Source organism: Pseudomonas sp. KH_046_1 (genome assembly GCF_057839025.1).
In genome coordinates this window covers 5,462,245-5,486,727 of the sequence record NZ_CM174481.1, presented here as the reverse complement: position 1 = coordinate 5,486,727, position 24,483 = coordinate 5,462,245, and the positions used below count along the sequence as shown (strand labels likewise).

General features: G+C 59.2%; 24 protein-coding genes, 4 tRNA genes and 1 pseudogene. 23 read left to right on the top strand and 6 right to left on the bottom strand.

Annotated features, from left to right (window positions below; all coding sequences use genetic code 11):
- Positions 1-166 precede the first annotated feature (166 nt).
- From cgtA to AC3IT9_RS25125, 3 genes are all read left to right on the top strand, one after another.
- Positions 167-1,390: an Obg family GTPase CgtA gene (cgtA, locus tag AC3IT9_RS25135; RefSeq protein WP_008052064.1), complete on the top strand. Its 1,224-nt coding sequence runs from the start codon at positions 167-169 to the stop codon at positions 1,388-1,390.
- Between the two features lie 137 nt (positions 1,391-1,527).
- Positions 1,528-2,646, top strand: a complete 1,119-nt coding sequence (gene proB, locus AC3IT9_RS25130; RefSeq protein ID WP_150727089.1) for a glutamate 5-kinase — start codon at positions 1,528-1,530, stop codon at positions 2,644-2,646.
- 12 nt (positions 2,647-2,658) lie between these two features.
- The gene (locus AC3IT9_RS25125; RefSeq protein ID WP_489271267.1) at positions 2,659-3,123 is read left to right on the top strand and encodes a CreA family protein; all 465 of its coding nucleotides are present in this window, start codon (positions 2,659-2,661) and stop codon (positions 3,121-3,123) included.
- Positions 3,124-3,307: 184 nt separating this feature from the next.
- Here the strand turns inward: AC3IT9_RS25125 and rpsT are convergent, their stop codons facing one another.
- On the bottom strand, positions 3,308-3,586 hold the full coding sequence (rpsT, locus tag AC3IT9_RS25120; RefSeq protein WP_007970922.1) for a 30S ribosomal protein S20: 279 nt from the start codon (positions 3,584-3,586) through the stop codon (positions 3,308-3,310).
- A 252-nt stretch (positions 3,587-3,838) separates the two neighbouring features.
- Between rpsT and murJ the strand changes: the two genes are divergently transcribed.
- The 6 genes from murJ to ispH all read left to right on the top strand — a co-directional run bounded on the left by murJ (position 3,839) and on the right by ispH (position 11,350).
- A complete protein-coding gene (gene murJ, locus AC3IT9_RS25115) occupies positions 3,839-5,377 on the top strand; it encodes a murein biosynthesis integral membrane protein MurJ (protein WP_150754977.1) in 1,539 nt (512 codons plus the stop codon).
- Between the two features lie 129 nt (positions 5,378-5,506).
- Positions 5,507-6,445, top strand: a complete 939-nt coding sequence (gene ribF / locus AC3IT9_RS25110) for a bifunctional riboflavin kinase/FAD synthetase (protein WP_150727032.1) — start codon at positions 5,507-5,509, stop codon at positions 6,443-6,445.
- 13 nt (positions 6,446-6,458) lie between these two features.
- Positions 6,459-9,290: an isoleucine--tRNA ligase gene (ileS, locus tag AC3IT9_RS25105; RefSeq protein WP_489271266.1), complete on the top strand. Its 2,832-nt coding sequence runs from the start codon at positions 6,459-6,461 to the stop codon at positions 9,288-9,290.
- Positions 9,283-9,795 carry a signal peptidase II gene (lspA, locus tag AC3IT9_RS25100; protein ID WP_150754975.1) on the top strand — a complete coding sequence of 171 codons (513 nt, stop codon included), beginning with the start codon at positions 9,283-9,285 and terminating at the stop codon, positions 9,793-9,795. The genes ileS and lspA overlap by 8 nt, the downstream gene beginning before the upstream one ends.
- A 7-nt stretch (positions 9,796-9,802) precedes the next feature.
- Positions 9,803-10,240 (top strand): FKBP-type peptidyl-prolyl cis-trans isomerase, encoded by a 438-nt coding sequence (gene fkpB, locus AC3IT9_RS25095; RefSeq protein ID WP_191628064.1) that lies wholly within the window; start codon positions 9,803-9,805, stop codon positions 10,238-10,240.
- A gap of 162 nt (positions 10,241-10,402) precedes the next feature.
- The gene (gene ispH, locus AC3IT9_RS25090; RefSeq protein WP_150754973.1) at positions 10,403-11,350 is read left to right on the top strand and encodes a 4-hydroxy-3-methylbut-2-enyl diphosphate reductase; all 948 of its coding nucleotides are present in this window, start codon (positions 10,403-10,405) and stop codon (positions 11,348-11,350) included.
- On the opposite strand, the gene AC3IT9_RS25085 is transcribed toward ispH, so the two are convergent.
- Entirely contained in the window at positions 11,319-11,858 is a 540-nt protein-coding gene (locus AC3IT9_RS25085) for a GspH/FimT family pseudopilin (protein WP_489271265.1), read from the bottom strand. The genes ispH and AC3IT9_RS25085 overlap by 32 nt on opposite strands.
- A 130-nt stretch (positions 11,859-11,988) precedes the next feature.
- Here AC3IT9_RS25085 and AC3IT9_RS25080 point away from each other — a divergent pair, with 130 nt between their 5' ends.
- The 7 genes from AC3IT9_RS25080 to thiO are packed head-to-tail and all read left to right on the top strand — an operon-like array spanning position 11,989 to position 16,075.
- On the top strand, positions 11,989-12,462 hold the full coding sequence (locus AC3IT9_RS25080) for a GspH/FimT family pseudopilin (protein WP_489271264.1): 474 nt from the start codon (positions 11,989-11,991) through the stop codon (positions 12,460-12,462).
- A complete protein-coding gene (pilV, locus tag AC3IT9_RS25075; RefSeq protein ID WP_489271263.1) occupies positions 12,459-12,908 on the top strand; it encodes a type IV pilus modification protein PilV in 450 nt (149 codons plus the stop codon). Before AC3IT9_RS25080 ends, pilV begins: the two co-directional genes overlap by 4 nt.
- Positions 12,905-13,612, top strand: a complete 708-nt coding sequence (locus tag AC3IT9_RS25070) for a PilW family protein (protein WP_489271262.1) — start codon at positions 12,905-12,907, stop codon at positions 13,610-13,612. Before pilV ends, AC3IT9_RS25070 begins: the two co-directional genes overlap by 4 nt.
- Before the next feature lie 10 nt (positions 13,613-13,622).
- A complete protein-coding gene (locus tag AC3IT9_RS25065; protein ID WP_489271261.1) occupies positions 13,623-14,102 on the top strand; it encodes a pilus assembly PilX family protein in 480 nt (159 codons plus the stop codon).
- Positions 14,089-14,502, top strand: a complete 414-nt coding sequence (locus AC3IT9_RS25060) for a hypothetical protein (protein ID WP_489271260.1) — start codon at positions 14,089-14,091, stop codon at positions 14,500-14,502. The genes AC3IT9_RS25065 and AC3IT9_RS25060 overlap by 14 nt, the downstream gene beginning before the upstream one ends.
- A 14-nt stretch (positions 14,503-14,516) precedes the next feature.
- Entirely contained in the window at positions 14,517-14,918 is a 402-nt protein-coding gene (locus AC3IT9_RS25055) for a type IV pilin protein (protein ID WP_150757741.1), read from the top strand.
- A 56-nt stretch (positions 14,919-14,974) separates the two neighbouring features.
- Positions 14,975-16,075: a glycine oxidase ThiO gene (gene thiO / locus AC3IT9_RS25050; RefSeq protein WP_489271259.1), complete on the top strand. Its 1,101-nt coding sequence runs from the start codon at positions 14,975-14,977 to the stop codon at positions 16,073-16,075.
- 4 nt (positions 16,076-16,079) lie between these two features.
- On the opposite strand, the gene AC3IT9_RS25045 is transcribed toward thiO, so the two are convergent.
- The 4 genes and pseudogenes from AC3IT9_RS25045 to AC3IT9_RS25030 form a co-directional block, all read right to left on the bottom strand.
- Entirely contained in the window at positions 16,080-17,417 is a 1,338-nt protein-coding gene (locus AC3IT9_RS25045) for a sigma-54-dependent transcriptional regulator (RefSeq protein ID WP_150754966.1), read from the bottom strand.
- Positions 17,414-17,734 (bottom strand): annotated as a pseudogene (locus AC3IT9_RS25040) (hypothetical protein); the annotation flags it as partial. The pseudogene AC3IT9_RS25040 and the gene AC3IT9_RS25045, both read right to left, overlap by 4 nt.
- A gap of 28 nt (positions 17,735-17,762) precedes the next feature.
- Positions 17,763-17,996, bottom strand: a complete 234-nt coding sequence (locus tag AC3IT9_RS25035; RefSeq protein WP_150727047.1) for a PP0621 family protein — start codon at positions 17,994-17,996, stop codon at positions 17,763-17,765.
- Positions 17,997-18,121: 125 nt separating this feature from the next.
- A complete protein-coding gene (locus AC3IT9_RS25030; RefSeq protein WP_150754964.1) occupies positions 18,122-19,144 on the bottom strand; it encodes an outer membrane protein assembly factor BamD in 1,023 nt (340 codons plus the stop codon).
- Between the two features lie 151 nt (positions 19,145-19,295).
- On the opposite strand from AC3IT9_RS25030, the gene rluD reads away from it, so the two are divergent.
- The 7 genes from rluD (at position 19,296) to AC3IT9_RS24995 (ending at position 24,389) form a co-directional block, all read left to right on the top strand.
- Positions 19,296-20,258 carry a 23S rRNA pseudouridine(1911/1915/1917) synthase RluD gene (gene rluD / locus AC3IT9_RS25025; protein WP_008052092.1) on the top strand — a complete coding sequence of 321 codons (963 nt, stop codon included), beginning with the start codon at positions 19,296-19,298 and terminating at the stop codon, positions 20,256-20,258.
- Complete coding sequence (pgeF, locus tag AC3IT9_RS25020; protein WP_489271258.1) at positions 20,255-20,980, top strand: peptidoglycan editing factor PgeF; 726 nt, start codon at positions 20,255-20,257, stop codon at positions 20,978-20,980. The genes rluD and pgeF overlap by 4 nt, the downstream gene beginning before the upstream one ends.
- Positions 20,981-21,110: 130 nt before the next feature.
- Entirely contained in the window at positions 21,111-23,675 is a 2,565-nt protein-coding gene (gene clpB / locus AC3IT9_RS25015; RefSeq protein ID WP_150754962.1) for an ATP-dependent chaperone ClpB, read from the top strand.
- 300 nt (positions 23,676-23,975) lie between these two features.
- Positions 23,976-24,051 (top strand) — tRNA-Asn (locus AC3IT9_RS25010).
- Between the two features lie 9 nt (positions 24,052-24,060).
- Positions 24,061-24,137 (top strand) — tRNA-Pro (locus AC3IT9_RS25005).
- 5 nt (positions 24,138-24,142) lie between these two features.
- Positions 24,143-24,218 (top strand) — tRNA-Lys (locus AC3IT9_RS25000).
- A 94-nt stretch (positions 24,219-24,312) separates the two neighbouring features.
- Positions 24,313-24,389: transfer RNA gene (locus tag AC3IT9_RS24995), tRNA-Pro, on the top strand.
- Positions 24,390-24,483 lie beyond the last annotated feature (94 nt).

Genomic DNA, 24,483 nt, shown 5'->3' with positions numbered 1-24,483 from the left:
GCGACGGGGCTTTTTCGTTTGTGGGGTGAGTCTCTTGCAAAGCTGTTTGTATGGGCTGTCGGCGTACGATGTAGGTGTCGTGGTTTAGGGTCGCTGCGCTCATTTTTGCAAGAGTCTTATGTCTTGATTGTTTTTCGGCTCGTCCGTATGGCGAGAGGCGTTTGTTATGAAGTTTGTTGATGAAGTATCGATTCGCGTAAAGGCTGGTGATGGCGGCAATGGCGCCATGAGTTTCCGTCGGGAAAAATTTATCGAGAACGGTGGCCCGAACGGCGGTGATGGCGGTGACGGCGGTTCCATCTACATGATGGCCGACGAAAACCTCAACACCCTGGTGGACTACCGTTACACCCGGCACTTCGATGCCGAGCGCGGCTCCAACGGCGGCAGCACCGACTGCACCGGCAAGAAGGGTGAAGACCTGATCCTGCGCGTTCCGGTCGGCACCACGGTGATCGACTCCGCGACTCAGGAAGTCATCGGCGACCTGACCAAGGCCGGTCAGAAGTTGATGGTAGTGCAGGGCGGCTGGCACGGTCTGGGCAACACCCGTTTCAAATCCAGTACCAACCGTGCGCCGCGCCAGACCACTCCGGGCAAGCCGGGTGAGCAGCGCGACCTGAAGCTGGAAATGAAAGTGCTGGCTGACGTAGGTCTGCTGGGTTTGCCGAACGCCGGTAAAAGTACCTTTATCCGTTCGGTTTCGGCTGCCAAGCCGAAAGTTGCCGACTACCCGTTCACCACGCTTGTGCCGAACCTGGGTGTGGTCAGCGTCGATCGCTGGAAGAGCTTCGTCATTGCCGATATTCCGGGCTTGATCGAGGGTGCTTCCGAGGGTGCTGGTCTGGGTATTCGCTTCCTCAAGCACTTGGCGCGTACGCGTCTGCTGCTGCACCTCGTGGATATGGCGCCGCTGGATGACGCCAGCGCACCGGATGCCGCTGAAGTGATCGTCAACGAGCTGATCAAGTTCAGCCCGTCCCTGGCGGAGCGTGATCGCTGGCTGGTCCTGAACAAGTGCGACCAGATCCTTGATGAAGAGCACGATGCGCGCGTCAAGGAAATCGTTGATCGCCTGGAATGGACGGGTCCGGTCTACGTGATCTCGGCCATCTCCAAGCTCGGTACCGAGCGTCTGTGCCACGACATCATGCGTTACATGGAAGATCGTGCTGATCGCCTGGCCAATGATCCGGCTTACAAGGAAGAGTTGGCCGATCTCGATCAGCGCATCGAAGACGAAGCTCGCGCGCAACTGCAGGCGCTGGATGACAAGCGTGCCCTGCGTCGCAGTGGCGTGAAGTCGGTCCACGACATCGGCGACGATGATTGGGACGAAGAAGATGTGGATGACGAAGACGGTCCGGAAATCATTTACGTGCGTGACTGATTCGTTGCGATAAACTTAAGCGCCGCTCAATCGAGCGGCGTTTTAGTATCTGGAAATCGATTGTTGGTCACGAATAACCACGAATAACGTCACGGGCAGTGCTAGGTCGCGCTGCCCTCAAGCTAAGGTTGAAGATGATGCGGAGCAAGGTGACAGGTGCGCAGCGTTGGGTCGTGAAGATCGGCAGCGCTTTGCTGACGGCGGACGGCAAAGGCCTGGATCGCGCGGCAATGGGTGTCTGGGTTGAACAGATGGTGGCCTTGCATGAGGCGGGTGTCGAGCTAGTGCTGGTGTCCTCCGGGGCGGTGGCGGCCGGCATGAGCCGTTTGGGCTGGACCTCGCGACCCAGTGCGATGCACGAACTTCAGGCTGCCGCCGCAATCGGCCAGATGGGGTTGGTGCAGGCCTGGGAGTCGAGCTTTGCCGAGCATGGCCGGCATACCGCGCAGATTCTCCTGACCCACGATGACCTGTCCGACCGCAAGCGTTACCTGAATGCCCGCAGTACCCTGCGCGCATTGGTCGAGCTCAAAGTCATTCCGGTCATCAACGAAAATGACACCGTGGTCACCGACGAAATCCGTTTTGGCGACAACGACACCCTGGCAGCGCTGGTGGCGAACCTGGTCGAGGCGGATTTGCTGGTGATCCTGACGGATCGCGACGGCATGTTCGATGCCGACCCGCGCAACAATCCGGATGCCCAGCTGATTTACGAGGCGCGCGCCGATGATCCGGCGCTCGACGCGGTGGCGGGCGGCACTGGTGGTGCGCTGGGTCGTGGTGGCATGCAGACCAAATTGCGTGCTGCGCGCCTGGCGGCCCGTTCCGGTGCTCACACCATCATCGTTGGTGGGCGCATCGAGCGTGTGCTGGACCGCCTCAAGGCGGGCGAACGCATCGGCACCTTGCTGTCGCCGGAGCGCGGCATGCTGGCGGCACGCAAGCAGTGGCTGGCCGGTCATCTGCAAACCCGTGGCACCCTGGTGCTGGATGCTGGTGCGGTGATCGCGTTGTCCCAAGGCAACAAGAGCTTGCTACCGGTAGGCGTCAAATTGGTGCAGGGCAGCTTCCGTCGCGGTGAGATGGTGGTGTGCGTGGCGCCGGACGGTCGTGAGATTGCCCGTGGCCTGGCCAACTACAGTGCGCTGGAAGCGCAAAAAATCATCGGTCAGTCGTCTGAGGCGATTGTCGGTCTGTTGGGTTACATGGCGGAACCGGAACTGGTTCACCGCGATAACCTGATCCTGGTTTGAAGGAATACCTGAATGCGTGTGGCAAAAGGATTGTTGGGATTGCTGCTGGCGATGCCACTGCTGGCTTCGGCCGAAGAGATTGGCCAGGTGTCGACGGTGTTCAAGTTTGTCGGGCCGAATGACCGGATCGTGGTCGAGGCCTTTGATGACCCCAAGGTCGACGGCGTGACCTGCTATCTGTCGCGCGCCAAGACTGGTGGGGTGAAAGGTGGTCTTGGATTGGCCGAGGATCGTGCTGAGGCGTCTATCGCTTGCCGGCAGGTCGGGCCGATCAGCTTTAGGGGTGAGCTCAAGGATGGTGACGAGGTGTTCAAGGAGCGCACGTCCCTGGTGTTCAAGACCATGCAGGTGGTGCGCTTTCTCGACAAGAAGCGTAATACGCTGGTGTATCTGGTGTATAGCGATCGCTTGATCGAGGGCAGTCCGCAGAATGCGGTGACGGCGATTCCGATTTTGCCGTGGGCGAGCGCTCAATAGTCTGATGTAAGTCGAGCTGTGGGAGCGAGCCTGCTCGCGAAAACGGTGTGCCATTCAGCATCAATGTTGACTGGCATGGCCTCTTCGCGAGCAGGCTCGCTCCCGCATTTTTTTGCGTCAGGTCCATTAAATCGCAGGCAATAAAAAACCGACCCTGAGGTCGGTTTTTTAATGAACGAGTCGCTTAGGCAGCAGCGGCAACGTTCAGGGCCTTGACGTGGCCATTCAGGCGGCTCTTATGACGAGCGGCCTTGTTCTTGTGGATGATGCCTTTATCGGCCATACGGTCGATAACTGGCACAGCCAGAACGTAAGCGGCTTGAGCTTTGGCAGCGTCTTTTGCGTCGATGGCCTTAACTACATTCTTGATGTAGGTACGAACCATGGAACGCAGGCTGGCGTTGTGGCTGCGACGCTTCTCAGCCTGTTTTGCACGTTTTTTGGCGGAAGGTGAGTTGGCCACCGTCGAGCTCCTCGAAAGACTTTTTAGGAAATAGCAAACAAAATAGGCCGCGAATCATGCCGATGAGTTGAGGTCTTGTCAAGGGCGGTTGAGACGTTCCGCTAAGTGGTAGGTGAAGCAAGCTTGGAGATTTCTTTCCAGCGTGCGACCTGTAAACTCGCGAGCTTTGGCTCTGTGCTGTTGCGGCGCGGAGTATCGCATAAGTAGGCGCGTAGTTCGCCTGCTGTTTATCGACAGGCACAAACTCTTTCCATGAATCTGCTCAAATCGTTGGCCGCCGTCAGCTCTATCACGATGCTTTCCCGGATTTTGGGATTTGTTCGGGACACCCTCATTGCGCGCGCATTTGGCGCAGGAATGGCGACCGACGCGTTCTTTATCGCCTTCAAACTGCCCAATTTGCTGCGGCGGATATTTGCCGAAGGGGCGTTTTCCCAGGCGTTCGTGCCAATTCTTGCCGAATATAAAAGCCAGAAGGGTGAAGAGGCGACGCGTACGTTCATTGCCTACGTCTCGGGCCTGTTGACGCTGGTGCTGGCGCTGGTCACGGCGTTGGGCATGATCGCCGCGCCGTGGGTCATCTGGGTGACCGCGCCGGGTTTCACTGACACGCCGGAAAAGTTCGAACTGACGTCCAGCCTGCTGCGGGTGACCTTTCCCTACATCCTGCTGATTTCCCTGTCGTCGCTGGCCGGCGCGATCCTCAACACCTGGAACCGCTTTTCGGTGCCAGCCTTCGTGCCGACCTTGCTCAATGTCAGCATGATCATATTTGCGGTGTTTCTGACGCCGTACTTCGATCCGCCCGTAATGGCGCTCGGCTGGGCGGTACTGGTCGGCGGCCTGGCGCAGTTGCTCTATCAGCTGCCGCACCTGAAAAAGATCGGCATGCTGGTACTGCCGCGCCTGAACCTGCGCGACACCGGCGTCTGGCGTGTAATGAAGCAAATGCTGCCAGCCATCCTCGGTGTCTCGGTGAGCCAGATTTCGCTGATCATCAACACTATCTTCGCTTCGTTCCTGGTTGCCGGTTCCGTGTCGTGGATGTATTACGCCGACCGTTTGATGGAGCTGCCGTCCGGCGTGTTGGGCGTGGCGCTGGGGACGATTCTGCTGCCGACCCTGGCCAAGACCTACGCCAACAAGGATCGTCACGAGTATTCGCGCATCCTCGACTGGGGCCTGCGCCTGTGCTTCGTATTGGTGCTGCCTTGCTCCCTGGCATTGGGGATTCTGGCTGAGCCGCTGACGGTTTCTTTGTTCCAGTACGGCCAGTTCAATGCGTTTGATGCATCGATGACCCAGCGTGCCCTGATCGCCTACTCGGTCGGGTTGCTCGGAATTATTGTGGTCAAAGTGCTGGCCCCTGGCTTTTATGCGCAACAAAACATCCGTACACCGGTAAAAATTGCGATTTTCACCCTGGTGATCACCCAGTTGTTCAATTTGATGCTGATCGGCCCCCTGGCTCACGCGGGCCTGGCCTTGGCGATCAGTGCCGGCGCCTGTCTCAATGCCGGGTTGCTGTTCTATCAACTGCGCAAGCAGCAGATGTACCAGCCGCAGCCGGGCTGGGCGAAGTTCACATTCAAGTTGCTGGTCGCGGTGGCAGTGATGTCCGCGGTACTGTTGGGTACGATGCACTTCATGCCGGCCTGGGATCAGGGGCATATGCTCGAACGGTTCTTGCGTCTGGGGGCGTTGGTGGCGGCGGGTGTGGTGGCTTATTTCGGCATGTTAGTGTTGATGGGCTTCCGTTTGCGCGACTTCAATCGCAAGGCGCTGGGCTGAGGTTCTGGCCTTGATATACACGGGCGAGCCGGCGGTTTTGTCGGCTCGATCACTTTGGGTTACGGTGTTGCCTGTCGTCGGCCGCCGGGTGTGGTTATAATCGACCACTTTATGAGCAAGAAGCGCGTTATGCAGCTGGTTCGAGGCCTCCACAATCTGCGCCCCCAGCATCGGGGCTGTGTCGCCACTATTGGCAACTTTGACGGTGTGCACCGTGGCCACCAGGCTATCCTGGCGCGGCTGCGTGAGCGCGCGCTCGAGTTGGGCGTGCCCAGTTGCGTGGTGATTTTCGAGCCGCAGCCGCGAGAGTTCTTTGCTCCGGACACCGCGCCGGCCCGTCTGGCCCGCCTGCGGGACAAGCTGCAATTGTTGGCCGCAGAAGGCGTCGACCGTGTTCTGTGCCTGGCGTTCAACCAGCGCCTGAGCAAGCTCAGCGCCAGCGAGTTCGTCGATACCATTCTGGTGGATGGCCTTGGCGTCCAGCACCTGGAGGTCGGGGACGACTTCCGTTTCGGCTGTGATCGCGCGGGAGATTTCGATTTCCTGCAACAGGCCGGCATCGTTCAGGGTTTTACCGTCGAAGCGGCGCAAACCGTCGAGCTGGATGGCATCCGGGTCAGCAGCACACAGGTCCGTAACGCCCTGGCTGCCGCTGATTTCGCCCTGGCCGAACGCCTGCTCGGGCGGCCGTACCGGATTGCCGGTCGCGTATTGCATGGCCAGAAGCTCGCGCGGCAGTTGGGTACGCGCACCGCCAACATACAACTCAAGCGTCGTCGCGTGCCGTTCACCGGGGTTTACCTGGTGGATGTCGAGATCGACGGCAAGACCTGGCCCGGCGTCGCCAACATTGGCGTGCGGCCCACGGTTCAAGGTGATGGCAAAGCCCACCTGGAAGTGCATCTTTTAGATTTTGCCGGCGATCTGTATGACCGGCGTTTAACGGTGGTTTTCCACCACAAGCTGCGTGAAGAGCAGCGTTTCGCCTCTCTGGAGGCGTTGAAAACGGCGATCAACGCGGATGTCGCCGCCGCCCGTGCACTAGCCGCACCTAGCGCCCATCGCTAATGAAGAGCCTTAAATGACCGACTATAAAGCCACGCTAAACCTTCCGGACACCGCCTTCCCAATGAAGGCCGGCCTGCCCCAGCGCGAACCGCAGATTCTGCAGCGCTGGGACAGCATTGGCCTGTACGGAAAGTTGCGCGAGATTGGCAAGGATCGTCCGAAGTTCGTATTGCACGACGGCCCTCCGTACGCCAACGGCTCGATTCACATCGGTCATGCGCTGAACAAGATTCTCAAGGACATGATCATCCGCTCGAAGACCCTGTCGGGCTTCGACGCGCCTTATGTACCGGGTTGGGACTGCCACGGCCTGCCGATCGAGCACAAAGTCGAAGTGACTCACGGCAAGAACCTGGGCGCGGACAAGACCCGCGAACTGTGCCGGGCCTATGCCACCGAGCAGATCGAAGGGCAGAAGTCCGAGTTCATTCGCCTCGGCGTGCTGGGCGACTTCGCCAATCCGTACAAGACCATGGACTTCAAGAACGAGGCCGGTGAAATCCGTGCCTTGGCCGAAATCGTCAAGGGCGGTTTTGTGTTCAAGGGCCTCAAGCCTGTGAACTGGTGCTTTGACTGCGGTTCGGCCCTGGCCGAAGCGGAAGTCGAATACGAGAACAAGAAGTCCTCGACCATCGACGTGGCGTTCCCGATTGCCGATGAAGCCAAGCTGGCTGCCGCCTTCGGTCTGCCATCGCTGGCCAAGCCTGCCTCGATCGTGATCTGGACCACCACCCCGTGGACCATCCCGGCCAACCAGGCGCTGAACGTTCACCCGGAATTCAACTACGCCCTGGTCGACGTCGGCGACAAGCTGCTGGTGCTGGCTGAAGAGCTGGTCGAGGCGTGCCTGGCGCGCTACTCGCTGGAAGGTTCGGTCATTGCGACCACCACCGGTAAAGCGCTGGAACTGATCAACTTCCGTCACCCGTTCTACGACCGTCTGTCGCCGGTTTACCTGGCCGACTACGTTGAACTGGGCGCTGGCACCGGTGTGGTTCACTCCGCTCCGGCCTATGGCGTGGACGACTTCGTGACCTGCAAGAAGTACGGCATGGTCAACGATGACATCCTCAATCCGGTACAAAGCAACGGCGTTTACGTACCGTCGCTGGAATTCTTCGGCGGCCAGTTCATCTGGAAGGCCAACCCGGCCATCGTCGACAAGCTGACCGAAGTCGGTGCGCTGCTGCACACCACCATCATCGAACACAGCTACATGCACTGCTGGCGCCACAAGACCCCGCTGATCTATCGCGCCACCGCGCAGTGGTTCATCGGCATGGACAAGCAGCCGACCACCGGCGACACCCTGCGTCAGCGCTCGCTCAAAGCCATCGAAGAAACCCAGTTCGTTCCGGCCTGGGGCCAGGCGCGCCTGCACTCGATGATTGCCAATCGTCCGGACTGGTGCATTTCCCGTCAGCGCAACTGGGGCGTGCCGATCCCGTTCTTCCTGAACAAGGAAAGCGGCGAGCTGCACCCTCGCACCGTCGAGCTGATGGAAGAAGTCGCCAAGCGCGTTGAAGTCGAAGGCATCGAGGCCTGGTTCAAGCTGGACGCCGCCGAGTTGCTGGGCGATGAAGCGCCGCAGTACGACAAGATCAGCGACACCCTGGATGTCTGGTTCGACTCGGGCACCACGCACTGGCACGTCCTGCGCGGTTCGCACCCGATGGGCCACGAAACCGGCCCGCGCGCCGACCTGTACCTGGAAGGCTCGGACCAACACCGTGGCTGGTTCCACTCGTCGCTGCTGACCGGTTGCGCCATCGACAACCACGCACCGTATCGCGAACTGCTGACTCACGGCTTCACGGTCGACGAGTCCGGCCGCAAGATGTCCAAATCCTTGGGCAACGTGATTGCGCCACAGAAAGTCAACGACACCCTGGGCGCCGACATCATGCGTCTGTGGGTCGCTTCGACCGACTATTCAGGCGAAATGGCGGTTTCCGAGCAGATCCTGCAACGCAGTGCGGACGCCTATCGGCGTATACGTAACACCGCGCGCTTCCTGCTTTCGAACCTGACCGGCTTCAACCCGGCCACCGATCTGCTGCCGGCCGAAGAAATGCTGGCTCTGGACCGTTGGGCCGTAGACCGTACTCTGCTGCTGCAACGCGAGCTGCAAGAGCACTACGGCGAATACCGCTTCTGGAACGTATACTCGAAGATCCACAACTTCTGCGTGCAGGAGCTGGGCGGTTTCTATCTCGACATCATCAAGGACCGTCAGTACACCACTGGCGCCGACAGCAAGGCCCGCCGTTCGTGCCAGACCGCGCTGTTCCACATCTCCGAGGCGTTGGTGCGCTGGATTGCGCCGATCCTGGCGTTCACCGCCGACGAACTGTGGCAGTACCTGCCGGGCGAGCGTAACGAGTCCGTCATGCTCAACACCTGGTACGAAGGCCTGACCGAATTGCCGCAAGGCTTCGAGCTGGATCGCGCTTACTGGGACCGGATCATGGCGGTCAAGGTCGCGGTCAACAAGGAAATGGAAATCCAGCGTGCAGCCAAGGCTGTCGGTGGCAACCTGCAGGCCGAAGTGACGCTGTTCGCCGAAGACGCGCTGACCGCGGACTTGGCCAAGCTGAGCAACGAACTGCGCTTCGTGCTGATCACGTCGACCGCCAGTGTTGCGCCATTGGTGCAGGCACCAGCCGATGCCGTGGTCACCGAAGTCAGCGGCCTGAAGCTGAAGATCGTCAAGTCGAGCCACGCCAAGTGCGCCCGTTGCTGGCACTGCCGTGAAGACGTCGGCGTGAACCCGGAGCATCCGGAAATCTGTGGTCGTTGCGTGGATAACATCAGCGGCGCTGGCGAGGTCCGTCACTATGCCTAATGCCGTTGGCCGTTTCGGACGGCTGAGCTGGCTCTGGTTGAGTTTGCTGGTTTTGGTCATCGACCAGGCCAGCAAGTTCTACTTCGAAGGCAAGCTCCAGATGTACCAGCAGATCGTAATCATCCCCGATTACTTCAGCTGGACCCTGGCCTACAACACTGGCGCGGCGTTCAGCTTCCTGGCTGACAGCTCCGGCTGGCAGCGCTGGCTGTTCGCGTTGATCGCGGTCGTGGTCAGTGTGGTGCTGGTGGTGTGGCTCAAGCGTCTGGGGCGCAACGAAACCTGGCTGGCGGTTGCGCTGGCACTGGTGCTCGGCGGTGCGCTGGGCAATCTGTACGACCGCATTGCCCTGGGCCATGTGATCGATTTCATTCTGGTGCATTGGCAGAACCGCTGGTATTTCCCGGCGTTCAACTTTGCCGACAGTGCGATCACTGTAGGCGCTGTCATGCTGGCACTGGATATGTTCAAAAGTAAAAAGACCGGAGAAACCGTTCATGACTGAACAGGTATTGGCTGAGCAACGCATCGGCCAGAACACGGAAGTCACCTTGCATTTCGCATTGCGCCTGGAGAACGGCGACACAGTGGACAGCACCTTCGATAAAGCCCCGGCAACCTTCAAGGTTGGTGATGGCAACCTGTTGCCAGGATTCGAAGCGGCCCTGTTCGGTTTCAAGGCCGGTGACAAGCGTACGCTGAGCATCGAGCCGGAAAACGCTTTCGGCCAGTCCAACCCGCAAAACGTGCAGCTCATCCCGCGCTCCCAGTTCCAGGACATGGAACTGTCGCCTGGCTTGCTGGTGATCTTCAACGATGCGGCCAATACTGAATTGCCGGGCGTGGTGAAAGAGTTCGATGACGCGCAAGTGACCGTCGACTTCAACCACCCGCTGGCGGGCAAGACGTTGACCTTTGACGTGGAAATCATTTCCGTCAAAGCACTGTAACTGACCGAGCACGGTCAAAATGTGGGAGCGGGCTTGCTCGCGAAAGCGGTGTGTCAGTCAGCAAGAATGTTGGATGTGATGACGCCTTCGCGAGCAAGCCCGCTCCCACACTGGTTTTTCTCTGTTTTCGATATTTCTTGCGCGCAAGACACGAGGCACAGCATGCAAATCAAACTCGCCAACCCCCGTGGCTTCTGCGCCGGCGTGGACCGGGCGATCGAAATCGTCAACCGCGCCCTGGAAGTCTTCGGGCCGCCGATCTACGTGCGCCACGAAGTGGTCCACAACAAATTTGTCGTCGAAGACCTGCGCTCCCGTGGTGCGATTTTCGTCGAAGAGCTGGACCAGGTGCCGGACGACGTCATCGTGATCTTCAGTGCCCACGGCGTTTCCCAGGCCGTGCGCAGCGAAGCGGCTGGTCGTGGTCTGAAAGTGTTCGACGCCACCTGCCCGCTGGTGACCAAAGTCCACATTGAAGTGGCGCGTTACAGCCGTGACGGCCGAGAGTGCATTCTCATCGGCCACGCCGGTCACCCGGAAGTCGAAGGCACCATGGGCCAGTACGATGCCGGCAGTGGTGGCGCGATCTACCTGGTCGAAGACGAGAAAGATGTCGCGGCGTTGCAGGTAAGGAACCCTGAAAAGCTCGCCTTCGTGACCCAGACCACCTTGTCGATGGACGATACCAGCCGTGTTATCGACGCTCTGCGTTCGCGCTTTCCGGCCATCGGTGGACCGCGCAAGGACGACATTTGCTACGCCACGCAAAACCGTCAGGACGCGGTCAAGCAACTGGCCGACGAGTGCGACGTGGTGCTGGTGGTCGGCAGCCCGAACAGCTCCAACTCCAATCGCTTGCGCGAATTGGCAGAACGCATGTCCACGCCGGCCTACCTGATCGACGGTGCCGAAGACCTGCAAAAGAGCTGGTTCGACGGCGTCGAGCGTATTGGCATCACCGCTGGCGCATCCGCCCCGGAAGTCCTGGTGCGCGGCGTGATCCAGCAGTTGCAGGCCTGGGGTGCCACCGGTGCCGATGAGCTGGCCGGTCGCGAGGAGAACATCACGTTCTCGATGCCTAAAGAACTGCGCGTTCGCTCGTTGCTCTGAACTTATTCCTTTTTTCGCATAACGGATGCTCAGCCTTGTCGCTACGCAGGCTGACGCGACCGGTCCGGGCCAACACCACTTGATGTTGGCTTACCGGTTCGCGAACAGCGCAAACGTGTAGCGTCCCTCCAAACAGTGCCTCGCCCTGACCTCTGAAGCGTATTGAGCTTTCGACCGTACTGTTCCCCACAATCGACAGGCGTGCGCCGCTCTGGCGTTCGGCCAGCAGTGGATTGTCGCTGTCCATCTCCCCCTTGCCGCTGATATCCAGAATGATCCTCCAGCCTTGGCTCCAATCGCCATTGATGCCGTGAATCACCACGGCCTGGTTGCGGACGATGGCTTCGCTGCGGGCAGTGCGAATACTGCTGGAAAGAGCCTGTGCCGCTTGTTGTCTTTGGTTCGACTCGACCAGCGTTGCGAACGCCGGACTGACCAAATGCAGAACAATTCCGGTAATTGCCAGTCCCATGAGCAGTTCGATCAGGCTGAAGCCTTGTTGCCGCATGACATTTCCCTCCGTGGCGTGCTGTGGCTCGCGCAATCCCTGCGCGAGAAATGGCAACGCAAACGCACCGCATCGCTCGAATGTGGTGCCGCGCAAGAGCAGGTATAGCCGAAGGAAACAGAAGGCCCCGATGGATCATCCTACAAAAGGTTTCACGCTGATCGAGTTGCTGGTCGCGCTCGCGATCCTTCTGATTCTGCTGACTATGGCCGTCCCGGCGTTTACCCGCTCGGCGCAAACAACCAGGGCTGACACCGAAATAGCTGACCTGCGACGAGCCTTGAATTTTGCCCGGCTCGAAGCCATCGATCGGGGTAATACCACACGGGTGCGCCCAGCGGCGGGTGGGGATGTCTGGAGTGGGGAGCTGGCGGTTTACGACGGTACTGGCGCTTTGGCCAATGTATTACGGGTTGTTCCGCCGATGAGCAGCGGCGCGACTCTGGCGCTAACCTCTGGCGTCACGGCCATCGATTTCAACAGCCTGGGCGGATTGTCATCACCGTCCACAGAGGTGCTGATCAGCTATGGGCGGGGAGCACAAAGCAGGACGCTGACAGTGTGTATGAACGGACGAATTCTATTGGGTGGAAGTTGCGGATGAGGGCATGGAGCAAACGTACGCAGGAAGGTATGACGCTAGTCGAAGTCCTGGTGGCATTAGTCATTCTGGGAGTGGGCCTGTTGGGGGCGGCGGCGTTTCAGCTCAATGCGCTGAAGTACACGGACAGCGCGCGCATGATCAGTCAGGCCAGCTTTATCGCCTACGACATGATGGACCGCATTCGCGCCAACGCCGCTGCGGACTACACCATTGCGCCGCCGGCTTCGGGCAACCCGGACGTTACCCGGGATCAGGACCTGTTTGACTTCAACGCCAACATTGTCAGTTCGCTCGGCGCCACCGCGACGGGTAGTGTCAGCGTCAATCAGCAGGTGTACACCATCACAATTACCTGGGACGACTCACGGGCTGCGAAGGCAGCCGACTCTCGGCGCAGTTTCGTCCTGAGCAGTCGCGCGGCCATTGATCCGGCGGTGATCCCGTGAGTCGCCGCAGCAGGGGGTTCAGCCTGGTCGAGTTGCTGATCGCCCTGGCATTGAGCCTGATCGTGGTGCTGGGCGTGGTGCAGGTTTTCATTGCGGCCAAGAACACTTATCTCAGCCAGAATGCCGCCGCGAACATGCAGGAGGACGCACGTTTCGTGTTGAGCAAAATGATTCAGGAAGTCCGCATGGTCGGGATGTTCGGTTGCCTGGAAACGATCACCGATTCAAGTAAGAAAAGGGATTTCCATGCCAGTCAGGTAGCACCGATCCGTTGGGATAACGGCGGCCGCAAGTTGACACTGGTTACGACGGATGTTGGCGGCAATGGCAGCGAACCGGACTGGACCGTACTTTCCGATTGTCGAACCAATTCGACGGCCTACAGTAAAGGTCGGACGCCAGTGGCAGGGCAGCTGGCATTTCCGGTCCGGCGGCTGATTTACAGCTTCAGCAACAACCAACTGCTGATGAAAAGCGGGGCCGCAGCAGACCAGATATTGGTGGACAACGTCAGCGCTTTCGACGTGAGCTTCGGCCTGGCCAGCACGGCCACTGACCTGGCTGCATCCCGCTACAGCAGCAACCCGCCGGACCCCGCGCTGATTCGTAGCGTTCGCCTGAGCCTGACTCTCTTCGATCCGAACCACCGGGTGGCCGATCAAACCTTCAACGTGGTTGCCGCTCTGCGCAACCGCTTGCCATGAGGGAGTGCCAATGAATCGTTCTCCCATGACGTATTACGCCCAACGTGGCATGGCACTGCTGGTCAGTCTGGTGTTCTTGCTCCTACTGACGCTGATTGGTCTTTCATCAATGCAGAGCGCCACCCTGCAGGAAAAAATGGCCGGTAGCGTCGCCTTGCGCAACCAGTCGTTCCAGAGTGCCGAAGCCGCGTTGCGGGTGGGCGAGGGTACAGTGCAGCGGGACAGCTATGCACTACCTGTTTGCAGCGGCATCGTGCAATGTGCGCCACCCTCCGAGTCTTCGACTATTACCGCTGGCGGTTTCAACGCCTCTTCCGGAGTGACCTGGATTGCATCGGGCAAGGGCTTTTATGGCGTGCAAAACATCGGAGTCAGCCGAAATACGGTGAATGTGCCAATCAATACCCCGGCAACCTTGTATCGGGTAACGGCAGTCGGCATCGCGGGGCATTCGCGCAGTGTGGTGGAGAGCATCTATGCGAAGTACTGAGCGACCTGTCAGGTTATGGTTACAACTATTTGGTGTCGTCGTCGCGCTTAACCTGTCGGTGTCGGTGCACGCTGCCACATCAGTGGATTCGCCAGCGCTGAACCGGCCAACCTGTCTGGCCAATGGCAACTGGTACGGCTTTTACCACAGCAATCAGGGGTTGAAGGCCGTCTGCCTGAAGCTGCCCGAGGCGATCAGCGTTAAGATGCTCGACAGCAACGCCGATGGAGTGGTCGACAACAGCGACACGCTATCCGATGGCGTGATCTTTATCGGAGAACATTCGACCCAGGACGTCAGCGACAATGGCGGGGCCGTGAACGATTCCACTGGCGACGGTACTGCGGGGATGGAAAAATCCGGCGGCAGCCGTCGCATCATGTGGCGACAAATACAGTGAGTGAGAATTGATGCATGCGTAGTTCCAACCGCGGTTTTACCCTGATCGAAATCATGATCGTGATTGCGATCATCGGTATTGTCATGACCATTGCTGCCCCGAGTCTCACCGAATACATGAACAAGGGCCGTCGCGCAGAAGTAGCCGGTTTGCTCTCGGAGCAAGCGCAGCTGCTGGAGCGCTTCTACTCGCAGAAAAATGCCTACACCGATGCGACGGGCCTCAGTGCCGGCAATGATTACTACAGCATCACACCGACCCTGACCGACCAGGCCTTTCTGCTGACCGCGGTGCGCAAGGCTGACTCGAGCATGGCCACCGACAAGTGCGGTGATCTGACCATCACCAACACCGGTGTGCTCGGTATGGTCAACGCGAAATCCGGCCTGACCAGCAAAGACTGCTGGGGGCGCTGAGTTTCTTTTTCGGGTGCCTTTTGTACCCTCTGTCTATTTAACGATTGGATCAGAACATGACCAGGCAACAGCAAGTGGTGATTGTCGGCGGTGGGGTGATTGGATTGCTGACGGCGTTCAATCTCGCCTCCGAAGTGCAAAGCGTTGTGCTGCTGGATCGCTCGAACGTCGGTCAGGAGTCGTCCTGGGCCGGTGGTGGCATCGTTTCGCCGCTTTACCCGTGGCGCTACAGCCCGGCGGTTACCGCGTTGGCTCACTGGTCCCAGGACTTTTATCCACAGCTGGGCGAGCGCTTGTTTGCCGCCACTGGCGTTGATCCTGAAGTGCACACCACTGGTCTGTACTGGCTGGATCTGGATGACGAGGCTGAAGCGCTGGCATGGGCCGCCCGGGAAAATCGTCCGCTTAGCGCGGTGGATATTTCGGCGGCACACGACGCCGTACCGGTGCTGGGCAGCGGTTTTTCCCGGGCGATCTATATGGCCGACGTCGCCAACGTGCGCAATCCGCGTCTGGTGAAGTCACTCAAGGCCGCGTTGCTGGCGCTGCCGAACGTGACGATCCATGAGCAGTGCGAAGTCAGTGGGTTTGTTCGTGACGGCAATAAAGTGGTCGGCGTGCAGACCGTCACAGGTTCTGTTCTTGGCGATCAAGTTGTCCTGACGGCGGGGGCCTGGAGCGGTGATTTGCTCAAGTGTCTTGATCTGACGCTGCCGGTCGAGCCGGTGAAAGGGCAGATGATTCTCTACAAGTGTGCGGCGGATTTCCTGCCGAGCATGGTCCTGGCCAAGGGCCGTTATGCGATTCCCCGGCGCGACGGGCACATACTGATCGGCAGTACGCTGGAGCATGAAGGCTTCGACAAGACGCCGACCGGGTCGGCACTGGAAAGTTTGAAGGCGTCCGCGGTGGAATTGATCCCGGCGCTGGCCGATGCCGAAGTGGTGGGGCATTGGGCCGGATTGCGCCCGGGATCACCCGAGGGCATTCCTTACATCGGCCCGGTGCCGGGGTTTGACGGGCTCTGGCTCAACTGCGGGCATTACCGTAACGGGCTGGTGCTGGCTCCGGCGTCATGCCAACTGTTTGCCGATGTGATGCTGGGCCGGGCACCGATTATCGATCCGGCGCCTTATGCGCCTGCCGGAAGACTTTAAAGCCTCAATCCAATCCCAGCTTCTTGAGCCGGTAACGCATTGACCTGAATGACAGATTCAACCGCTGAGCCGCCGCCGTGCGGTTCCAGCGTGTTTCCTCCAGGGCCTGGAGCAGCAGTTGGCGTTCGACGTTTTCCAGGTAGGTTTCCAGATTGTCGATCCGGGTCAGGTCCGGCACGCCACCCTCAGCCCCACAGTTGCCTTCAGCCAGGCGCAGGTCGCCGGCTTCGATCTGTTTGTTCTCACACAAGGTGTGCGCCCGTTCGAGCATGTTTTCCAGTTCCCGAACATTGCCCGGGAAGCGATAGCTTTTCAGCGCATCGAGGGCTTGGGGGTGGAGTCTCGCGGCAGGTTGACCGGTATCGGCGGCCAGGCGCTTGAGTATGTGGCTGGCTAGCATTTCGATGTCATCACGACGCTCGCGCAAGGGCGGCACCGGGAGTTCGATCACGTTCAAACGGTAGTAAAGATCATGACGAAATCGTCCGGCGGCGACTTCTGCACCAAGGTCTTTGTGGGTGGCGCAGAGAATACGCACATCCACCGCCACTTCCTGCTGCCCGCCGACGCTGCGTACGGCTTTTTCCTGAATCGCGCGCAGCAGTTTGACTTGCATGGTCAGTGGCAGGTCAGCCACTTCGTCGAGGAGCAGGGTGCCGCCGTGTGCTGTCTGGAACAGGCCGGATTTGTCTTCGATGGCGCCGCTGAAACTGCCTTTGCGATGGCCGAAAAACTCGCTCTCCAACAGCTCCGAAGGAATCGCCGCGCAGTTGATCGCAATGAACGGCTGATTGACGCGGGGGCTTTGATCATGGATCAGGCGCGCGACCAATTCCTTGCCGCTGCCGGATTCTCCGCTGATGTATACCGTCGCATGGCTGCTGGCCAGTTTGGTGATGTGTTTGCGTAGGTTACGCATGGGCAATGAGTCGCCCAGCAAGCATCGATCGATACCGCCCCCGCGGGCAGGAACCAGCAGGGCGCTGGTGACCAGTTCACGCAAGCGCGTAAGGTCCACCGGTTTGGTCAGGAAGTCGAATGCCCCGGCCTTGAGCACATTGATCGCGTTTTCGAGACTGTCATAGGCGGTGATCATCGCCACCTGGACCTGAGGGTGGCGCTGCTGGATGTGCTGCACCAGCTCCAGGCCTGTACCGTCCGACAATTGCATGTCGGTCAGGCATAGATCGAAGGTTTCGCGTTTGAGCAGGGATTGCGCTTCGCCGACGTTGCGGGCGTTGAACGTCTCCAGTTTCATCCTTCCCAGGGTGATTTCCAGGAGTTCGCGAATGTCCGGTTCGTCATCGACGATCAAGACTTTTTGTCGTGGTCTGGTGTTCAATGTGGGGTTCGTCCGTGAGCATAGGTCATGCAAAAGCAGCCGCTTTCCTGGCGTGCTTTGAAGTCTAGGCGGGACAGAATGCTTTCGCCCGGCTGGCCGGACAGATAAAGCCCCAGGCCTTTGATATGGCGGGCTGGGGCTTCATTATCGAGTATTTCCAGTGATTTCAGGTCGAGCCGTAGCGGCGACATTTGCTCGCGGCGCAGCAGGTGCAGGACGTTTTCGATTACCCGGTTCATTCGCAGAGAGTGATCTTGAATAATCTGCGTCAGACGTCGATCGATGCCTTTCAGTTCCTTGGGGGCGCGCGATAGTTCTCAATCGACCGCTATTTCGGGTGAGGTGTCAGCGGCCTTTGGAACCTTTGTCTTGCTCGAGATGAGCCTGGCTGCAATACCATTGCTGGTCGAGGCTCAGTGCGCGGTCGCGCGGCAGGTGAACGCCGCAATGGGCGCAACGGACCATTGGCGCCGCTTCCCGTTCGGCAGGGGGCTTGGGGGTGGAGGCCTGCCCCTTGAATTTGCGCCAGAACCATACTGCAGCGGCAATCAGGGCAATCCAGAACAATAAACGAAGCATGGTGAGCTGCTTTTTGATTGATGAAGCGGCAGTTTAGCCAAGGACCAGACAGGCGCACAGTGTAATAAAGCGCTGAAATAAAAAAGGGAGACTCGAAAGTCTCCCTTTTTGCACAACCTAAGGTGTCAGTCGAACACGCCGAAGGTCATGTAGCTGAACCACGAACGGTCGCTGTCGTTGCCTTGCGCTTCGTGATTTTCTTCTTCAAGCGCTTCGCCATTGTCGTCTTTAGGCTTGAGCTCGCTCGGGATTGCGTCCTTGGCGTCCTGGAACTGCTTCTGCACGTCCTGGTTGGCGCGGGTTTCGCCCGGTGGCAGCGGCGGACGGGACTCGATCAGGCCCAGGGTCGTCTTGCTCAGCCACGAACGGTTGTCGGCTTCGGCCACGGTCGGTACGAACTGACCGTCCACCAGCGTCGGGTGGTTCGGGTAGTTGAGCTTCAGGGTTTCCAGGCTGGTGGCAGCCAGTTCGTCCAGGTGCAGGCGCTGGTAGGCCTCGGTCATCACCGCCAGGCCGTCGCCGACCGAAGGGGTTTCCTGGAAGTTTTCCACCACGTAACGACCGCGGTTCGCGGCGGCGACATAGGCCTGACGGGTCAGGTAGTAGTCGGCCACGTGAATTTCGTAGGCCGCCAGCAGGTTGCGCAGATAGATCATGCGCTGCTTGGCGTCTGGTGCGTAGCGGCTGTTCGGGAAGCGGCTGGTCAGCTGGGCGAACTCGTTATAGGAGTCGCGGGCGGCGCCCGGGTCACGCTTGGTCATGTCCAGCGGCAGGAAACGCGCCAGCAGGCCGACATCCTGGTCGAAAGAAGTCAGGCCCTTGAGGTAGTAGGCATAATCGACGTTCGGATGCTGTGGGTGCAGGCGAATGAAGCGTTCCGCTGCAGACTTTGCAGCCTCAGGCTCGGTGTTCTTGTAGTTGGCGTAGATGAGTTCGAGTTGCGCCTGATCGGCATAGCGACCGAACGGATAACGCGATTCCAGAGCCTTCAGCTTGGCGATGGCACTGGTGTAGCTGCTATTGTCCAGGTCGGCTTGAGCCTGTTGGTACAGCTCGACTTCACTGAGGTTTTCGTCTACGACTTCCTTCGATGAGCAAGCAGCGGTCAATGCGAGGATGGCGATCAGCAGCAGGTGTTTCACTTGCATGGCGGCTTGCGTCCCTATGACGGCCGCTGTCTTGGGCGTGGCCGTCCTGTTATGATGAGCGCCCCGTTGAATAGCCTCGGGGCAAAAGACGCCGTATTTAACCACAAGCGCGCAGCCGAAACCAAAGGCTGTGCCGACGCCTAGTCTGAGCATGTCCGATAAAATTGAACTTCGCGCAGAGGTGCCGTCCGAATTGGGCGGCCAACGCCTCGATCAAGTCGCCGCACAATTATTCGCTGAGCACTCGCGCTCGCGCCTTTCCGCCTGGATCAAAGACGGCCGCCTGACTGTGGATGGGGCGGTTATCCGCCCGCGAGACATCGTCCACGGCGGCGCCATCCTTGAGCTGACTGCCGAGCAGGAAGCTCAGGGCGAATGGGTCGCTCAAGACATAGCCCTGGATATCGTCTACGAAGACGACGACATCCTGGTGATCAACAAGCCTGCGGGCCTGGTGGTGCACCCGGCTGCCGGTCATGCCGACGGCACCTTGCTCAACGCCTTGCTGCACCACGTGCCGGACATCATCAATGTACCCCGCGCCGGTATCGTGCATCGCCTGGACAAGGACACCACCGGCCTGATGGTGGTGGCCAAGACCATTCAAGCGCAGACGCAGCTGGTTACACAGTTGCAGAGCCGCAGCGTCAGCCGGATCTACGAGTGCATCGTGATCGGTGTGGTGACAGCCGGTGGCAAGATCAACGCGCCGATCGGTCGTCACGGCCAGCAACGCCAGCGCATGGCCGTGATGGAAGGTGGCAAGCAAGCCGTCAGCCATTACCGCGTGCTCGAGCGCTTCCGCTCCCACACTCACGTGCGGGTGAAGCTGGAAACCGGTCGTACGCACCAGATTCGCGTGCACATGGCGCACATCAACTACCCGTTGGTCGGAGATCCTGCCTACGGCGGTCGTTTCCGTATTCCGCCGGCCGCCAACCCAACCATGGTCGAATCGCTGAAAAACTTCCCGCGTCAGGCGCTGCATGCGCGTTTCCTGGAACTGGATCATCCGACCACCGGTCAGCGCATGAGCTGGGAATCACCGTTGCCGGAAGATTTTGTCTGGTTGCTGACCCTGCTTAAGCAAGACCGTGAGGCGTTCATCGGATGAGTGACTGGCTGATTCCTGACTGGCCCGCGCCGGCCGGGGTCAAAGCCTGCGTCACCACCCGTGCGGGCGGCGTCAGTCTGGCGCCGTTCGACAGCCTCAACCTCGGCGATCACGTCGACGACAATCCTGAAGCTGTTGCCGAGAATCGCCGTCGTCTTACCGATCATTTCTCCATTCAACCGGCCTGGCTGCAGCAGGTCCACGGCATTGTCGTGGCCCATGCCGATCCAGGCCGGGTGGATACGGCTGATGCCAGTTGGACATCAACGCCGGGCGTCGCCTGCGCGGCGATGACGGCCGACTGTCTGCCAGTGTTGTTTTGCGACCGTGCCGGCACCCGTGTCGCAGCGGCTCATGCCGGTTGGCGCGGGTTGGCGGCGGGCGTGCTGGAGGCCACCCTCGACAGTCTGGCCGTGCCACCTGCCGAAGTATTGGTCTGGCTCGGCCCGGCTATCGGCCCGCAAGCCTTTGAAGTTGGTCCGGAGGTGCGTGAAGCCTTCGTACAGCTGTTGCCGCAAGCGGCAGAAGCCTTTGTACCGAGCCAAAACCCCGGCAAGTTCATGGCCGACATCTATATGCTGGCCCGCTTGCGTCTGGCAGTTCGTGGTGTAACGGCTGTCTATGGTGGTGGTTTCTGCACCGTAACCGACCCTCGCTTCTTTTCTTATCGCCGTGCGTCCCGCACCGGTCGATTCGCCTCGCTGATCTGGCTCGCCCGCTAAGCTTCCCTGACCTGCATCAACGTCCCGACGCTTGAAACTCCCAGAATCGACCACATCTATTGTGGTATCTGGCAGGTTTCTTCATTCAGGATGTTTTATAGGTCCGGCCTGCTCAAAAGGAAGGTGACCCATGCGTATAGACCGTTTAACCAGCAAATTGCAGTTAGCGTTGTCCGATGCCCAATCCCTGGCTGTCGGTCACGATCATCCGGCCATCGAGCCGGCGCACTTGATGCAAGCCTTGCTCGAACAGCAGGGTGGCTCGATCAAGCCCCTGTTGATGCAGGTGGGCTTCGACGTCAATAGCCTGCGTAAAGAGCTGACCAAAGAGCTCGACCAGCTACCGAAAATCCAGAACCCGACCGGTGACGTGAACATGTCGCAGGATCTGGCGCGCCTGCTCAACCAGGCCGACCGTCTGGCCCAGCAAAAGGGCGACCAGTTCATCTCCAGCGAACTGGTGCTGCTCGCCGCCATGGACGAGAACAGCAAGCTCGGCAAACTGTTGCTCGGCCAGGGCGTGAGCAAGAAAGCCCTGGAAAATGCGATCAACAACCTGCGCGGTGGCGAGGCCGTCAACGACCCTAACCACGAAGAAGCGCGACAGGCGCTGGACAAATACACCGTCGACCTGACCAAGCGTGCCGAAGACGGCAAGCTCGATCCGGTGATCGGCCGTGACGATGAAATTCGCCGCACAATCCAGGTGCTGCAACGTCGGACCAAGAACAACCCGGTGCTGATCGGTGAGCCTGGCGTGGGTAAAACCGCCATCGCCGAAGGCCTGGCCCAGCGCATCATCAATGGCGAAGTGCCGGATGGCCTCAAGGGCAAGCGCCTGTTGTCCCTGGACATGGGGGCGCTGATTGCCGGTGCCAAGTATCGCGGTGAGTTCGAAGAGCGCCTGAAATCCCTGCTCAATGAACTGTCGAAGCAGGAAGGGCAGATCATCCTGTTCATCGACGAATTGCACACCATGGTCGGCGCCGGTAAGGGCGAAGGCTCGATGGATGCGGGCAACATGCTCAAGCCGGCCCTGGCCCGCGGTGAGCTGCATTGTGTCGGTGCCACCACGCTCAACGAGTACCGCCAATACATTGAGAAGGACGCCGCACTCGAGCGACGTTTCCAGAAAGTGCTGGTGGATGAGCCGAGCGAAGAAGACACCATCGCCATCCTGCGTGGCCTCAAGGAGCGTTATGAGGTTCACCACAAGGTGGCGATCACCGATGGCGCGATCATTGCCGCGGCCAAGCTCAGCCATCGCTACATCACTGACCGACAGTTGCCGGACAAGGCCATCGACCTGATCGACGAGGCCGCCAGCCGCATCCGCATGGAGATCGACTCCAAGCCGGAAGTGCTCGACCGTCTGGAGCGTCGCCTGATTCAGCTGAAGGTGGAATCCCAGGCGCTGAAGAAAGAAAGCGATGACGCAGCGAAGAAGCGTCTGGAAAAATTGCAGGAAGAAATCGCTCGGCATGAGCGTGAGTACTCGGATCTCGAAGAAATCTGGAACTCGGAAAAAGCCGAAGTCCAGGGTTCTGCGCAGATTCAGCAGAAAATCGAGCAGTCCCGTCAGGAACTGGAAGCGGCCCGTCGCAAAGGCGACCTGAACCGCATGGCCGAGTTGCAGTACGGGGTTATCCCTGATCTGGAACGCAGCCTGCAAATGGTCGATCAGCACGGCAAAGCCGAAAACCAGTTGCTGCGCAGCAAGGTGACTGAAGAAGAGATCGCCGAAGTCGTTTCGAAGTGGACCGGTATTCCGGTGTCGAAAATGCTCGAAGGCGAGCGTGAAAAGCTGATGAAAATGGAAAGCCTGTTGCACCAGCGTGTGATCGGCCAGGACGAAGCGGTGGTTGCGGTTTCCAACGCTGTGCGGCGTTCCCGCGCCGGGTTGTCCGACCCGAATCGCCCGAGCGGCTCGTTCATGTTCCTCGGCCCGACCGGTGTCGGTAAAACCGAGCTGTGCAAGGCGCTGGCCGAGTTCCTCTTTGATACTGAAGAGGCGATGGTGCGGATCGACATGTCCGAGTTCATGGAGAAACATTCCGTGGCTCGCTTGATCGGTGCGCCACCAGGCTACGTGGGGTATGAAGAGGGCGGTTACCTGACTGAGGCGGTGCGTCGCAAGCCTTACTCGGTGATCCTGATGGACGAAGTCGAGAAGGCGCACCCGGATGTGTTCAACATCTTGCTGCAAGTGCTCGAGGATGGTCGTCTGACCGACAGCCATGGCCGTACGGTGGACTTCAAGAACACCGTGATTGTCATGACCTCCAACCTGGGGTCGGTGCAGATCCAGGAACTGGTCGGTGATCGTGAGGCGCAGCGTGCAGCTGTGATGGATGCGATTTCCAGCCACTTCCGGCCGGAGTTCATCAACCGGGTCGACGAAGTGGTGATCTTCGAGCCATTGGCGCGAGATCAGATCGCTGGCATTACCGAGATCCAGTTGGGTCGTCTGCGCAGCCGCCTGACCGAGCGGGAACTGAAGCTTGAGCTCAGCCCTGAAGCCATGGACAAGCTGATCGCGGTCGGTTACGACCCGGTGTATGGCGCACGGCCGCTCAAGCGCGCTATCCAGCGCTGGATCGAGAACCCGCTGGCGCAGCTGATCCTGTCCGGTCGATTCATGCCGGGCGATACCGCTCACGGTGTGGTGGAAAACGACGAAATCGTCTTCGTCTGATCCAAAACGGCAGCAAAATCGAAAAGGCCTCGCATAACGAGGCCTTTTTTTCGTTAGGCTGTTGAACTCAAAGGAAAAGGCTTGTAAAGTGCGCCCCGCAGTAAGTCACCCGCCAGGGTTTCCGCTCCCCAAGCAGGAATCCAAAATAAGTTGCAAATCATTAACTTGAAAGCAATTTAGGGGGTTGACAGAGGTGCTGAAGATTGTAGAATAGCGCGCCTCAGACACACGAACGCAGCGATGCGAACGGGTCGAAGAGAACGCAGTAAAGCTTCAAAGTTGTAAATTGAAATGTGTAGTTCCGTGATAGCTCAGTCGGTAGAGCAAATGACTGTTAATCATTGGGTCCCAGGTTCGAGTCCTGGTCACGGAGCCAATTTCAAACCGGGGTATAGCGCAGTCCGGTAGCGCGCCTGCTTTGGGAGCAGGATGTCAGGAGTTCGAATCCCCTTACCCCGACCATTTTTGGGTCGTTAGCTCAGTTGGTAGAGCAGTTGGCTTTTAACCAATTGGTCGTAGGTTCGAATCCCACACGACCCACCATTTTTGAAACCAGTTAACGCTGGAATCGAATCTTAAGATCAGAGGCCAAAAGCGCTGATCGAAGAAGGCGCCTTCAAGGGTGCCTTTTTTTTACCGGGGTATAGCGCAGTCCGGTAGCGCGCCTGCTTTGGGAGCAGGATGTCAGGAGTTCGAATCCCCTTACCCCGACCATATTAAAAATCCTCGTATCGAAAGATACGGGGATTTTTTTTGCTTTCGAAAATACTGGGCGTGCCACAAAACCCTGTGGGAGCGAGCTTGCTCG

What these genes read in the sequence shown, in the direction of transcription:
- ileS (WP_489271266.1), top strand. Translation starts at nt 6,459, where the DNA reads ATGACCGACTATAAAGCCACGCTAAACCTTCCGGACACCGCCTTCCCA.
- AC3IT9_RS25065 (WP_489271261.1), top strand. Translation starts at nt 13,623, where the DNA reads ATGAATCGTTCTCCCATGACGTATTACGCCCAACGTGGCATGGCACTG.
- ispH (WP_150754973.1), top strand. Translation starts at nt 10,403, where the DNA reads ATGCAAATCAAACTCGCCAACCCCCGTGGCTTCTGCGCCGGCGTGGAC.
- rluD (WP_008052092.1), top strand. Translation starts at nt 19,296, where the DNA reads ATGTCCGATAAAATTGAACTTCGCGCAGAGGTGCCGTCCGAATTGGGC.
- lspA (WP_150754975.1), top strand. Translation starts at nt 9,283, where the DNA reads ATGCCTAATGCCGTTGGCCGTTTCGGACGGCTGAGCTGGCTCTGGTTG.
- pilV (WP_489271263.1), top strand. Translation starts at nt 12,459, where the DNA reads ATGAGGGCATGGAGCAAACGTACGCAGGAAGGTATGACGCTAGTCGAA.
- thiO (WP_489271259.1), top strand. Translation starts at nt 14,975, where the DNA reads ATGACCAGGCAACAGCAAGTGGTGATTGTCGGCGGTGGGGTGATTGGA.
- clpB (WP_150754962.1), top strand. Translation starts at nt 21,111, where the DNA reads ATGCGTATAGACCGTTTAACCAGCAAATTGCAGTTAGCGTTGTCCGAT.
- AC3IT9_RS25080 (WP_489271264.1), top strand. Translation starts at nt 11,989, where the DNA reads ATGGATCATCCTACAAAAGGTTTCACGCTGATCGAGTTGCTGGTCGCG.
- AC3IT9_RS25035 (WP_150727047.1), bottom strand. Translation starts at nt 17,996, where the DNA reads ATGCTTCGTTTATTGTTCTGGATTGCCCTGATTGCCGCTGCAGTATGG.
- AC3IT9_RS25030 (WP_150754964.1), bottom strand. Translation starts at nt 19,144, where the DNA reads ATGCAAGTGAAACACCTGCTGCTGATCGCCATCCTCGCATTGACCGCT.
- ribF (WP_150727032.1), top strand. Translation starts at nt 5,507, where the DNA reads ATGCAGCTGGTTCGAGGCCTCCACAATCTGCGCCCCCAGCATCGGGGC.
- AC3IT9_RS25060 (WP_489271260.1), top strand. Translation starts at nt 14,089, where the DNA reads ATGCGAAGTACTGAGCGACCTGTCAGGTTATGGTTACAACTATTTGGT.
- proB (WP_150727089.1), top strand. Translation starts at nt 1,528, where the DNA reads ATGCGGAGCAAGGTGACAGGTGCGCAGCGTTGGGTCGTGAAGATCGGC.
- cgtA (WP_008052064.1), top strand. Translation starts at nt 167, where the DNA reads ATGAAGTTTGTTGATGAAGTATCGATTCGCGTAAAGGCTGGTGATGGC.
- AC3IT9_RS25055 (WP_150757741.1), top strand. Translation starts at nt 14,517, where the DNA reads ATGCGTAGTTCCAACCGCGGTTTTACCCTGATCGAAATCATGATCGTG.
- AC3IT9_RS25125 (WP_489271267.1), top strand. Translation starts at nt 2,659, where the DNA reads ATGCGTGTGGCAAAAGGATTGTTGGGATTGCTGCTGGCGATGCCACTG.
- AC3IT9_RS25085 (WP_489271265.1), bottom strand. Translation starts at nt 11,858, where the DNA reads ATGCGGCAACAAGGCTTCAGCCTGATCGAACTGCTCATGGGACTGGCA.
- pgeF (WP_489271258.1), top strand. Translation starts at nt 20,255, where the DNA reads ATGAGTGACTGGCTGATTCCTGACTGGCCCGCGCCGGCCGGGGTCAAA.
- murJ (WP_150754977.1), top strand. Translation starts at nt 3,839, where the DNA reads ATGAATCTGCTCAAATCGTTGGCCGCCGTCAGCTCTATCACGATGCTT.